Annotated in this window: 12 protein-coding genes; 10 read left to right on the top strand and 2 right to left on the bottom strand. The window is 46.7% G+C overall.

Features of this window, described 5'->3' with window-relative positions:
• Positions 1–54 precede the first annotated feature (54 nt).
• From R2S67_RS04510 to yegS, 10 genes are all read left to right on the top strand, one after another.
• Entirely contained in the window at positions 55–1,356 is a 1,302-nt protein-coding gene (locus R2S67_RS04510) for an anaerobic sulfatase maturase (RefSeq protein WP_317342508.1), read from the top strand.
• A gap of 85 nt (positions 1,357–1,441) precedes the next feature.
• Positions 1,442–2,425: a MoxR family ATPase gene (locus tag R2S67_RS04505; protein WP_317342507.1), complete on the top strand. Its 984-nt coding sequence runs from the start codon at positions 1,442–1,444 to the stop codon at positions 2,423–2,425.
• Between the two features lie 12 nt (positions 2,426–2,437).
• Positions 2,438–3,400, top strand: coding sequence for a DUF58 domain-containing protein (locus R2S67_RS04500; RefSeq protein ID WP_256950873.1), 963 nt, complete (start codon positions 2,438–2,440; stop codon positions 3,398–3,400).
• A complete protein-coding gene (locus R2S67_RS04495) occupies positions 3,401–3,979 on the top strand; it encodes a DUF4381 domain-containing protein (RefSeq protein ID WP_317342504.1) in 579 nt (192 codons plus the stop codon).
• Positions 3,972–5,042: a vWA domain-containing protein gene (locus tag R2S67_RS04490; RefSeq protein WP_065779054.1), complete on the top strand. Its 1,071-nt coding sequence runs from the start codon at positions 3,972–3,974 to the stop codon at positions 5,040–5,042. The genes R2S67_RS04495 and R2S67_RS04490 overlap by 8 nt, the downstream gene beginning before the upstream one ends.
• On the top strand, positions 5,035–6,765 hold the full coding sequence (locus tag R2S67_RS04485) for a vWA domain-containing protein (RefSeq protein ID WP_317342501.1): 1,731 nt from the start codon (positions 5,035–5,037) through the stop codon (positions 6,763–6,765). Before R2S67_RS04490 ends, R2S67_RS04485 begins: the two co-directional genes overlap by 8 nt.
• Positions 6,762–8,078, top strand: a complete 1,317-nt coding sequence (locus R2S67_RS04480) for a BatD family protein (RefSeq protein ID WP_317342500.1) — start codon at positions 6,762–6,764, stop codon at positions 8,076–8,078. The genes R2S67_RS04485 and R2S67_RS04480 overlap by 4 nt, the downstream gene beginning before the upstream one ends.
• Positions 8,079–8,127: 49 nt before the next feature.
• Positions 8,128–8,553: a bifunctional diaminohydroxyphosphoribosylaminopyrimidine deaminase/5-amino-6-(5-phosphoribosylamino)uracil reductase RibD gene (locus R2S67_RS04475; protein WP_317342498.1), complete on the top strand. Its 426-nt coding sequence runs from the start codon at positions 8,128–8,130 to the stop codon at positions 8,551–8,553.
• 173 nt (positions 8,554–8,726) lie between these two features.
• A complete protein-coding gene (locus tag R2S67_RS04470; protein WP_317342496.1) occupies positions 8,727–9,632 on the top strand; it encodes a LysR family transcriptional regulator in 906 nt (301 codons plus the stop codon).
• Between the two features lie 8 nt (positions 9,633–9,640).
• Positions 9,641–10,543, top strand: coding sequence for a lipid kinase YegS (gene yegS, locus R2S67_RS04465; protein WP_006742800.1), 903 nt, complete (start codon positions 9,641–9,643; stop codon positions 10,541–10,543).
• Positions 10,544–10,620: 77 nt separating this feature from the next.
• On the opposite strand, the gene R2S67_RS04460 is transcribed toward yegS, so the two are convergent.
• A complete protein-coding gene (locus R2S67_RS04460; RefSeq protein ID WP_005398145.1) occupies positions 10,621–10,956 on the bottom strand; it encodes a NirD/YgiW/YdeI family stress tolerance protein in 336 nt (111 codons plus the stop codon).
• Between the two features lie 15 nt (positions 10,957–10,971).
• Positions 10,972–11,619 (bottom strand): AcfA family outer membrane beta-barrel protein, encoded by a 648-nt coding sequence (locus tag R2S67_RS04455; protein ID WP_317342493.1) that lies wholly within the window; start codon positions 11,617–11,619, stop codon positions 10,972–10,974.
• Between the last annotated feature and the right edge of the window lie 84 nt (positions 11,620–11,703).

Raw genomic sequence — 11,703 nt, 5'->3', positions numbered from 1 at the left:
CCTGCTGAAATGTGATTACGAGGTTATTTGGGTATATTAAATAGTGAGAAACGTATGAGTAAGATTTCCCCTCGCCATTCTACTACTATGCCTATTGTTCCTCTTAAAACGGCGTCTAAAGCAACGGTTCCGGGTGCGTACAACCGTCGATTCCATGTGATGGCAAAGCCAGGCGGAGCAAAATGCAATATCGATTGTCAGTACTGCTTTTATCTGCATAAAGAAAATCTACTGCACCAAGAAAAGCAGCCAAAAATGGACGACGCAACATTGGAAGCGTTCGTGAAAAGCTACATCGAAAGTCAGGATGGCGAAGAAATTGTATTCTCATGGCAGGGTGGGGAGCCAACGCTGCTTGGGCTGGACTATTTCCGCAATGTCGTAGCTCTGCAAAAGAAACATCAGCCGAAAGGCGTTCGCATTGAAAACGACCTTCAGACCAACGGCATTTTGCTAAACGATGAGTGGTGTGCGTTTTTAAAAGAACACAACTTCCTAGTTGGCTTATCGATTGATGGGCCACGAGAGCTGCACGACAAATATCGCAAAACCCGCAGCGGTAAGCCGACGTTTGATCTGGTGATGAAAGCGGTAGATAAGCTCCAAGCGCATGGCGTGAAATTTAACGCGTTGGTGACGGTGAATCGACACAATGCGAAATACCCGCTCGAAGTGTATCGATTTTTAACCCAAGAATTGGGTGTGACATACATTCAGTTTGCACCGGTGGTTGAAGCGAACGACTTCCAAACAACCGCACCGCAGTTTTGGAACGAACAGATGATCCCAACCAAAGGCAGTGATCTGGCGAAACCGGGTCATCCAATGTCTGTTGTGACGGATTGGTCGGTCGATCCTGAAGACTGGGGACGCTTTTTAATGGCGACCTTTGAAGAGTGGGTGAATAACGATCTTGGCCGTGTACTGGTTAACCTGTTTGAAACCGCGGTAGCGCAAGTAATGGGAAAACCGTCTCAGCTTTGCGTGACAGCTGAGTTTTGTGGCAAAGGCTTGGCGATTGAGCACAATGGCGACGTGTTCAGTTGCGACCACTATGTATACCCAGAATACAAACTCGCCAACATTCATGAACACTCATTGAATGACATGGCATTCTCTACACGACAATACACCTTTGGCATGGCAAAACGCGAATCTTTGCCGACGTATTGTAAGCAGTGTCCCTACTTGCCTTATTGCTGGGGCGAGTGTCCGAAAAACCGTTTGATCAAAACGCCGAATGGCGAGGCTGGACTAAACTATCTGTGTTCGGGAATCAAAATGTTCTTTGATTACGCATTACCGATGTTGGTTGGTCTTGAACAGCTTCTCCAATCTGAAGAACCGCAAAGATAACATAGTGAATATAACCTTAAGTTATTTCATTTGTTCTTATACTTAACTATTGAAAAGACGGCTTAAACCACTGAAAAGGTACCCTATGAACCACGCACAACAAGCGATAAAAGAACTCATCGAACAAACAGAAAAAAGCGTCATTGGACAAAGCCACGTGGTTCGAGCTTTAGTCATCGGGTTATTAACGAACGGGCACATTCTTCTAGAAGGTTTGCCGGGAACGGCAAAAACACGTTCTGTAAAATCGTTGGCCAACTTGTTAAACACCAGTTTTGGTCGAATCCAGTTTACGCCGGACCTTTTGCCATCGGACGTGACGGGAACCGAGGTTTATCAAGAGTTGGATGGCAAGCCGCAACTTCATTTTCAACCAGGGCCAATTTTTAACAGCATAGTGCTTGCCGATGAGGTCAACCGTGCGCCAGCCAAAGTACAAGCGGCACTGCTTGAAGCCATGGCCGAAGGCACAATTACCGTAGGCGATAAAACTCACGTATTGCCAGACTTATTTATGGTGCTTGCAACGCAAAACCCAGTAGAGCAAGAGGGCACGTACCCGCTGCCAGAAGCGCAAATGGACCGTTTTATCATGAAGGTTACTGTCGACTATCCAGAAGATGAAGCCGAACGTGACATCATTCGTTTGGTACGCAGTGAAGAATTAGGTGCGGAAACCAGCAGCGAAATTATTACGCCAAAACACATCGAGCCAGATGTGGTGCTAGAAGCACGTCGTCAACTACCTGATATTGTTGTGTCAGATCTAGTGGAAAACTACATTGTCGCGTTAGTGATGGCGACTCGTAAGCCAGAGCGTTATGCCGATTCAAACTTAGCAAAATGGATTGAGATTGGCTCTAGTCCTCGTGCTTCCATCGCACTAGACAAATGCGCTCGTGCGTATGCGTGGATACAAGGACGTGACCATGTCACTCCTGACGATGTGCGAGCCATGATTCCGTCTGTACTGGGCCACCGTTTTTCTTTGACCTACGATGCATTAGCAGACGGAGTCGATCACCAACGCGTCGTGCAAGAGCTGCTAGATTGTGTAGAAATTGGGTAAGCGGGAGGCATTATGGCTAAGCCAACTCTTGCGCCAAAATCACAGGGGATGGATCCCCGTTTGTACTGCGATTACGCTCGCTTAGTACGCTTGCAAGCACAAGCAGAATCATTCAGTTTACTTCCTCACCTAAAAGCGGGTAGCGTACTCTCAGGCCGCCACAATTCGCTGTTTCGTGGTCGTGGATTGAACTTCGAAGAGCTGCGTCATTACCAATTGGGTGACGACATTCGTAATCTGGATTGGAAAGTTACGATGCGCACAGGCAAACCGCATGTGCGTAGCTACACCGAAGAAAAAGATCGCAACGTGATCGTGTGTGTCGATCAGCGTAGCGCAATGTTTTTTGCTTCGACGCAAGTAATGAAATCGGTTGTCGCGGCAGAAATCGCGGGCATGTGCGGGTGGCGCGTGTTAAAAGATGGCGACCGAGTTGGTTTTGTCATCGCATCCCAACAGGCGTTGTTTCACAGCAAGGCGCAGCGTTCGCAAAACGATCTTCTGGCTCAACTTAAGCGTCTCGCTAAAGCCAATCAATCGCTCAATGTGGACTCCCGCAATTCCGAAAAAGTGACGTTCAGTCAATGGATTGAGCTCATTAAACGCATGAAGCTCAAACAATCCACTTTGATTTTTATCAGCGACTGGAGCGACTGCGAGGAGCACCACCTTGATCACCTTAAACAGCTACAACAGCACAACGATGTTCTCGCCGTGATGGTCAGTGACCCATTAGAACAAGCGCTACCAGACGATTTGGCAAAATCGAAATGGGTGGTTGGTGATGGGCAGTATCAACTCAATTTAGACAGCCAAGCAAAGGTAGAAGCCGCGAGCGCAAAGCTTGAGGCTCGAACTAGCTTACAGCGACAATCACTCTCTCAACTTATGGCGATGAAACACCTTCCGCACATCGAACTCGATACGACAGGCGAGCACATTAAACAATTTCAAAAACTGGTAGGGGGGCGTTAAATGAGTGGTCTTCCTACGCCTCCGAGTACTTACATACTTAGAGAGCTACATGATGTGGCCGTGCCATCTAGCGTGAGTTGGTACCCGCAAACAATTGGCTGGAAAATTTTAGCGGCGGTTGCGTTCATTGCATTGGTATATGTTGCATATCGCTTGGGTCGGCAATGGTGGCATAATCGTTACCGAAAAGAAGCTCTACTGGCGATTTCGCAAATCAAACCGAGCGACAAAGACATGCCCAAAGCATTGTTCTCTGTGCTTAAAATTGTGTTGATTCATGTTGATAGCCGTAACGCGAAATTGTTTGATACCGCCTTTTTGCGCAAGCTCGATGCGCTATATCCGCAAACCGGAGATTCTCAAGCAAACTCGCAAGTGGTCTTTAACGATGAGCTTTCAAAGCGCTGGCTACAAAGTATTGTTGACCCAAGCGTTACGTTAACCAACGAAGAGCGAGTAACGCTTATTGCTCGTGCGAAAAACTGGGTGAGTGAACACCGCTGTGATGCTCAAAAAAGCGCGGCAAAGAAATCTCCATTATTGAAACGCAAAGCAAATCAGGGAGGTCAACATGAATGATCTTCTTGTATCGTTAACTGGTTTGTCTGGTTTTGAATTTGCTCACCCAATGTGGTTTCTGATTTTGCCGCTGCCATTGATGGTGTACTACTTGGTGCCTGCATATCGCACTAAGCAAATGGCGATCAAAGTGCCGTTTTTTAGTCAGTTGGTGGAAGCGATTGGCGAGACGCCATCAGAAGGTGCAAGCCAGCTAACCCCAAGCTGGTGGCAACGAGCAACGTTAATTCTCTCATGGCTTTTGGTGGTGTGTGCGATGGCAAAACCCACCGTGTTAGGCGAGCCTCAAGTTCGCGAGAGTTTAGGGCGCGATGTGATGGTCGTGGTGGATCTTTCGGGTTCCATGGCTGAGCCTGATTTCACCTCTCGTACGGGCGAAAAAATTTCTCGCCTTGATGCGGCGAAAGAAGTGCTGACGGAGTTTGTTCAGTCTCGTAAAGGTGACCGATTAGGCTTGGTTCTTTTTGGTGATGCCGCTTTTGTGCAAACGCCATTTACCGCAGACCAAAAAGTGTGGCTCGAACTGCTTAACCAAACCGATGTGGCGATGGCAGGGCAGAGTACCCATCTTGGTGATGCAATTGGCTTAGCGATTAAAGTTTTTGAGCAAAGCGATAAGTCGCGTGGTGCTTTAGAACAAAAGCAAAACCGTGAAAAAGTCGCGATTGTATTAACTGATGGTAACGACACGGGCAGCTTTGTCGAACCGATTGATGCGGCGAAAGTTGCGAAAGCCAAAGGCGTGCGAGTGCACGTGATTGCGATGGGTGATCCGGAAACGATAGGTGAAACCGCGTTGGATATGGACACGATTCATCGCATTGCGAAAGAATCCGGCGGTGAAGCGTTTGAAGCACTCAACCGTGATGAACTATCGGCTGCCTACGACGAAATTGGCAAACTGGAACCTCAACTTTACGAAAGCACCACATACCGCCCAAAACAAAGCCTTCACCATTACTTGATGGCGTTAGTGGTCATCATGCATTTGCTCGCGTTCAGCGTCGCAACACTCAAAAGAAGGGCTGCAACACGATCATCATTAGGAGAGAGCGATGTTTGATTCTCTTAGTTGGACGCAATTCTTTACGCAGTTTCATTTTATTCGACCACTGTGGTTACTGGCTTTGATCCCCATGTTTTTCTTGGTGTGGTTACGCTGGCGAGAAGAAAGCAAGCCAAGCTGGAAGGATATTCTGCCCGAACATTTACGCAATGCTTTGACGATAGGTGAGCGAGGTTGGCGTAAGCAACTGCCGCTTAAGCTCTTGATGCTGATTGTGTTCATCGCCATTGTGATTTGTGCAGGCCCAACGTGGCAACGAGAATCTTCTCCCTTTGGCGAAGATAAAGCCTCTCTGCTTGTGGTGCTTGATAACAGCGACTCGATGCTGCAAAAAGATCTCCCACCAAGCCGCCTTGAGCGTTCCAAACAGAAAATACGCGATTTATTAGCTGCGCGAAAAGGCGGAAAAACGGGTTTAGTCGTGTTTGCGGGCAGTGCTCATGTGGCGATGCCTGTGACTCAAGACAGCAAGGTATTTGACCCATTTTTGGCGGCCATTATGCCAGAAATCATGCCCGTGCAAGGTAAGCTTGCTGAAAAAGCCTTGCCGTTAATTGATCAACAATTGCAAGGTCAACCAGGTTCCACCGTTTTGTTGGTGAGCGACGGCGTGACCCCGGCCACGATTAAGCAATACCAAGCGTATTTTGCAGGCAAACCTTATCAACTGTTAATTCTTGCTGCGGGGAATACAGACATCGTGAGTAACAACCCGATGGATTTGGATTCTCTGCAAAAACTGGCCAGCCAGACCAACGGTCGATTGGTGGAAGTGACGGTCGATAACAGTGATATCGAACAACTGAATCGATACGTTGAGCGCAATATGCAGCTTAATGGCGAATCTTCAATGCCTTGGAAAGACATGGGTTATCAACTGCTGTTCCCAATCGCATTGATCATGATGCTGTGGTTTAGAAAAGGGTGGTTAGTGCAGTGGTGTGTGATTGCAATGGTGAGCGGTACACTGTTGATGCCGACCAGTGCAATGGCAGAAAATATATCTGTTAAAGCCGAACAGCCACAAGTTGTGCAAAAAGTGACGACCTTCGACAAAGTGGCGCAATGGTGGTGGGATTTGTGGCTGACGCCAGACCAACAAGGACAGCGCTTGTTCAACCAACAAGCGTATTTAGAAGCAGCGAAACACTTTGTCGATCCATTACGCAAAGGCACGGCGTACTACTACGCTAGCGAGTTTGAGCTCGCGCACAGTGCGTTTTTGGAAATGCAAAACGACCCGTCCGAAGAGGTTCGAGATTACGGTCTTTACAATGCGGCGAGCGCATTGGCGCGTCAGCGTGAATATTTGGCTGCTCGCGACTTGTTAAAATCCTTAGCCAGCAAGCCAACGTTGAACGAGTCGTTAAGACCTGATGTTGAGCACAACTTGAAAGTGATTGCTGGCATCGTCGATGAGATAAATCAGATGAGTGAAAGTCAAGCCGGAACAGAGCAAGAGGCGTCAACCGAGCTAGGCGACAACCCTCAAACCGCAGAAGGAGCGGATGAACAAACGTCAGCAGAGTTGATGATTAAAGAGACGTTAAGCGCAGACGACATCTTAGGCAGCCAAGAGTTAGCCGACAAGTGGCTAAAGCGAGTCGAAGCGGATCCGAAGTATTTCTTACGCGCTAAATTCCAAATTCAATTACGCTCGCCAACAACGGGTAGCTCAACTACGACAACGGAACACAATACAGAGGAGGCTGCTCAATGATGATGAATGCCCATCGCGTTACCTCTTTTACACTTCCTGCACGGATAGTGGCATGGTTAGTGGTTTGTTTGAGTCTGTTCGTAAGTCGTCACGTTTTCGCTCAGGATATTTACGATCTTCAACGCAATCATGGTGTTGAGTTGCAAGCGTGGGTTGGTCAACAACCAACGGCTGGAGAAAAGCGTAAAACGCCAAGTTTTAGTGTCAACGAGCAAGTCATTTTAACCATCGAAGTGGCAACGCCGCGCTGGTTTACGGGGGGGACGCGAATTGCCAGTATTGAAATGCCCAATGTTATCGCCAAACAGCGTAATCAGTTAGCCACTAACTTCATGGAGCGCAAGGGCGGACAAACTTGGTCGCGTCAACGCTGGGAAGTGACTTTGTATCCGCAAGCATCTGGTGATTTTGTGATTCCACCTGTCGCTGTGGGCGTTCAGGTGTCGGCGCCGGACGGCGAGAAGGTGTCAGGCACACTTTACACGCAGCCAATTAAGTTCAAAACCGCCTTGCCATCGGGATTGTTGAGCGGTGATACGCCTTGGTTTTCTGCAACGCGCGTAGACGTAAAGCAAGAGTGGGAAACCTCCACTGAGTCACTCAAAGTTGGGGATGCAATCACGCGTAAAATCACCATTTCAGCTCAAGATTCGCTATCTGTGTTGCTACCAGACTTGTTGAAAGGAGAATCAACAACCAGTTACCAAGCGTATCCTCAACCGCACCGTCTTACAGATACGCAAACACGTGGTGATTACCAGTCAACACGCACAGAAGAGAGCGTGTACGTGATTCAACAAGGTGGTGAATTAACCCTGCCAGATTATGAGTTCCGTTGGTGGAACAGTAAGACTCAGCAAGTGGAAACGGTGGTGTTAGAGGGCAAAACATTTGCCGCGAAGCACACGTTGAAATCCTTCATCAAAACGTATTTTGCATGGATTGTTTCCACGCTTGTATTGTTGGGTTTTGTGACTGTTTCATTGGTAGCCATTAAACGTTACTACCGCAACAGACCGACACCAGCATGGTTGACGTTCCACCGTTTGTTAAAGGCTAAACGTTGGTCTGAAGCAAGGGCCGTATTGTACAAACAATTACGTTTAAATACGGCAGAGCTGGAAATGACCAAAGCCGATACGAGTGAATCGTGGCAAAAAAGTGCGTCGCGAATGCAAAATGGTGAAAATAGCGCTCATTTAATGAAGTCGATGTGGCGCAAGATCCAGACCAAACAACAACGTTTTAAATTCCGTATACCGCGAGCGTTACTAGGACTGGACAAAGTCATTGGAAGAGATGGCAATGAATAAAACGGGGCGCTAATATAGCGCCTCGTTTTTATTAGAGAATAGAGTTCAAATGAGCCAAGAGTTTATGCGCCGCGCATTGGAAGTGTCCAAAAATGCGCTTCCTGAATGTCAACCCAACCCGCCAGTTGGCTGCGTGTTAGTTAAAGACAATCAAATCGTTTCAGAAGGTCATACTCAAGCTATTGGTGGCAACCACGCGGAAGTAGAAGCGCTGAATGCATATCAAGGCTCGTTAGAATCGGTGACGGCATACGTTACGCTCGAACCGTGTTCGTTTGTAGGTCGCACGCCAGCTTGCGCGGTGACATTAGTAAAATCCGGTATTGGCAAAGTCGTCGTAGCCGTGTTGGATCCAGATCCGCGCAACAGTGGTCGAGGTATCGAGATTCTAAAACAAGCCGGTATTGAGGTAGAAATTGGTTTATGCGGCGAGGAAGTCAGCGAGTTTCTTACCCCATATTTAGGCAAATCTTAATGTAAGCTTTGGCTTGCACGATAGCTACTCACTTATGCGGTGAATTGAGTACGTCAAAATTGAGTTAAAACTCATTAAAACAGGTCGTACCGCCCATTTCTTGTACTTGGCTACGTTAACAATCATGCTGTTAGATTAAAATAGAAAAAGTGATTTTCGAAAAATTTAATAGCATGAAACCGACCGATCTTAATCTTATCCCCATCTTTATTGCCATTTATGAAGAGGGGAACTTATCTAAAGCGGCAACACGTCTTAGTATCACGCAGCCCGCAGTCAGCAAAGCGTTGGCACGCCTTCGTTATATTTATGACGAACCTTTATTTCATCGCTGTACCAAGGGGGTAGAACCTACCTCTTTTGCTATGGATATTTACCCTGCGCTGCTTACTTCGGTGCAAAACTTTACTTCAACTCTGGCGGCTTCTAGCGAATTTGACCCTAAAGTGTCGAATCGAGTGTTTTCCATTGCTTGTGTCTCTGTTGCAAGTTTTGAGTTGCTCCCTCAAGTTATGAAACAGATCCGTGAGTTAGCACCACATATTGCTTTAGAGGTTCATCCACTCTTTACGGAAGATTTTGAAAGCGATCTGCGTTTGCAACGTTACGACTTGATCATTGATATCGCGCCAAGAGCAAGAACAGTTTTAAAAGTTGAAACTGTACTTACTGAGCGCTTGGTGGTGGTGTGTAGCGAGGAGCACCCACGCTTAAAGAACGAGATTACGGCTGAACAATTTTTTGAAGAAGAACATGTGGTGGTTTCGCAGTGGCAGAGTCGTAAGAGCTTGTTAAACGCCGATGATATTGTCGACTTGGACAAAAGAAAGATAAAGTATCGAGCTTCTGGCGTGTTGGAAATGCTACCTGTTATATGCGGTAGTGAATATATTGGTTTAATGCCAGAGTCGATGATCAACTTGTTCAACCACACCTATCATGTTAAATCTTTATCTATGCCATTTGATGAACAAACCTATGAGCTCTGCACAATATGGCATCCTAGTCGGACAAACGACAGTGCCCATCAATGGTTGCGATCACAGATTAAACAAGCAGGGAAAACCATCAACCAATAGGAAGTGCAATGAAGAAGACAATACGTGCCATCCTTAACGGCAAAAAAGCTGGGAACCCAGAGTTAAGAGATGCAATCATGAAAATGAGAGACAAGGGCGTCGATGTGCAAGTGCGAGTGACTTGGGAATCTCAAGACATGCCGCGCTTGGTGAAAGAAGCGGTTGATGAAGGGATTGAACGTATTGTTGTCGCTGGTGGCGATGGGACCGTCAATGAGGCGGCTTCTGCGATTATCCAAATTGAAGAAGAAAAACGCCCTGAGTTAGCCATTATCCCTCTTGGTACCGCAAATGATTTTGCCACCGCGATTCAAGTGCCAGCTTCTATCAAGGCGTCTTTATCTCTCGCCGTAGAAGGGCAGTCTGCTTTGGTCGATTGTGTCAAGGCTAACGATCGCTACTTTATTAACGTGGCAACAGCTGGGTTTGGCGCAGAAGTTACGGCAGAAACGCCTGTTGAACTTAAAAACTTTCTTGGTGGCGGCGCTTATACACTAACTGGTGTTGTAAAAGCGCTCGGCTTTAAACCTTATGACGGAACAATAACAATTGAAGGCGGGGCTTATCAGGGAGAAATGTTGCTTGGCGCTTTTTGCAATGGTCGCTTAGCTGGAGGTGGGCAAGAGTTAGCGTCGAAAGCGATGATTAATGATGGCTTGATGGATCTAACATTGGTGCGTCCATTCTTACCTCATGAGCTGCCGAAAGTTATCGAAGAGATCAATAATCCTAGCGAGAAAGGTGAGTTTGTAAAACACACAAGAGCAAGCTGGTTGGAGATAGACTTTCCAAATCCACTTCCGCTCAATTTAGATGGCGAACCATATCATTCGAGAACAATACGGTTTGATGTTCAGCCTAAGAGTATACGATTAGTCTTGCCGCAAGATTGTCCTTGCTTGGTCAGCTAAACGAGTAGTTTCAAGGCCCATAAACAACACAGCCTCCAATATGTGGCTGTGTTGTTTGTGTTGAGGTGTCAGGCGAACTAAAGCTTTTGAATGGTTTCTACGTCAATCTGCGTGGTTGTCCACTCTGAGTCAACTTCGCCTCGAATCGTCACTTTATCGTTTGGACCAACGTCTAGCCCCATCCAATCTTCATTGTCGATTTCCACTTCGATTTCACCAGTCTCATCTTTGAACAAGTAAGTCTCGTTACCAAGAGATTGAACAATGTGCCCGGTTAACATGACGGCGCTGTCGTCGGTTGCGTTGTGCGCCTCTTTCACCGAATTAATTACGCTTACTTCTGGACCATTAAATGCGGCGAAAGCTGAGCTTGAAAGTAGGGCAAACATGGATGCTAAAATCATTTTTTTCATTATCGTCTCCTTAAATTAGAAGTAGTAAGTTGTGCCTACGTTAAAGGATGCCGTGTTTGCGTAGCTGTCTAGTTGATATTTTGCGTTTGCACCAATGATGAACTGCGGGAAAATTCGGTATTCCGCACCCACTGAGAACATTGCGCCTAGCTCGTTGTTTTTCTCCGCACTATGGAAAAGCGTGTTGTTCATTTCTACATCGTCATTCGCGACAAGCTCATATTCTTGGTGTTTCGAAACTTTGGTGTCGTATTGCGTGTACGTTAGACCCGCTTTGAATTTTGTTGTCCATTTGTCATTTAATGCATAGTTAAACACAGGTGCCAACGACACTTGCTTGGCTTTGATTGACGCATCCCAATCCATTTCATGATGGTAATCTTTGCCATCAATTTGTTTGATACCAAGGTTCTTTGAACGATTATCATCAAGGTCAAATTGGCTGTAGCCCAACTCTAGCGCCCAGTTGTCATCGAACGCGTAACCGACAAAACCTGAGAAAATACCGTCTTCAAGCCCAGGGTTGAGTGTTACGTTGTCAGTTGAAAAGTGAGGTTCCAAATCATGGTCAGTGGTGCCTAGTCCATATTCGAGACCTACATAAGGAGCCGCAGATACCGAAACTGAGCAGGTAACAAGTAACGCAAGAAGTGTTTTGTTCATTTTATTTTTCCTCTTCAAGTCAACTTAGTGAGTAGAAGCGCATTTTGTGTGAAGAAGCGTGAAGCGATCGTGAAGAAACGAAAA

Source organism: Vibrio sp. T13N, assembly GCF_032970445.1.
Taxonomy (GTDB): Bacteria; Pseudomonadota; Gammaproteobacteria; order Enterobacterales; family Vibrionaceae; genus Vibrio; species Vibrio diabolicus.
The sequence above is the reverse complement of the archived record's forward strand: the minus strand, read 5'-3'. Positions and strand labels throughout refer to the sequence as shown.

Coding starts and splice junctions, on each gene's coding strand:
- R2S67_RS04510 (WP_317342508.1), top strand. CDS start 55: ATGAGTAAGATTTCCCCTCGCCATTCTACTACTATGCCTATTGTTCCT.
- R2S67_RS04505 (WP_317342507.1), top strand. CDS start 1,442: ATGAACCACGCACAACAAGCGATAAAAGAACTCATCGAACAAACAGAA.
- R2S67_RS04500 (WP_256950873.1), top strand. CDS start 2,438: ATGGCTAAGCCAACTCTTGCGCCAAAATCACAGGGGATGGATCCCCGT.
- R2S67_RS04495 (WP_317342504.1), top strand. CDS start 3,401: ATGAGTGGTCTTCCTACGCCTCCGAGTACTTACATACTTAGAGAGCTA.
- R2S67_RS04490 (WP_065779054.1), top strand. CDS start 3,972: ATGAATGATCTTCTTGTATCGTTAACTGGTTTGTCTGGTTTTGAATTT.
- R2S67_RS04485 (WP_317342501.1), top strand. CDS start 5,035: ATGTTTGATTCTCTTAGTTGGACGCAATTCTTTACGCAGTTTCATTTT.
- R2S67_RS04480 (WP_317342500.1), top strand. CDS start 6,762: ATGATGATGAATGCCCATCGCGTTACCTCTTTTACACTTCCTGCACGG.
- R2S67_RS04475 (WP_317342498.1), top strand. CDS start 8,128: ATGAGCCAAGAGTTTATGCGCCGCGCATTGGAAGTGTCCAAAAATGCG.
- R2S67_RS04470 (WP_317342496.1), top strand. CDS start 8,727: ATGAAACCGACCGATCTTAATCTTATCCCCATCTTTATTGCCATTTAT.
- yegS (WP_006742800.1), top strand. CDS start 9,641: ATGAAGAAGACAATACGTGCCATCCTTAACGGCAAAAAAGCTGGGAAC.
- R2S67_RS04460 (WP_005398145.1), bottom strand. CDS start 10,956: ATGAAAAAAATGATTTTAGCATCCATGTTTGCCCTACTTTCAAGCTCA.
- R2S67_RS04455 (WP_317342493.1), bottom strand. CDS start 11,619: ATGAACAAAACACTTCTTGCGTTACTTGTTACCTGCTCAGTTTCGGTA.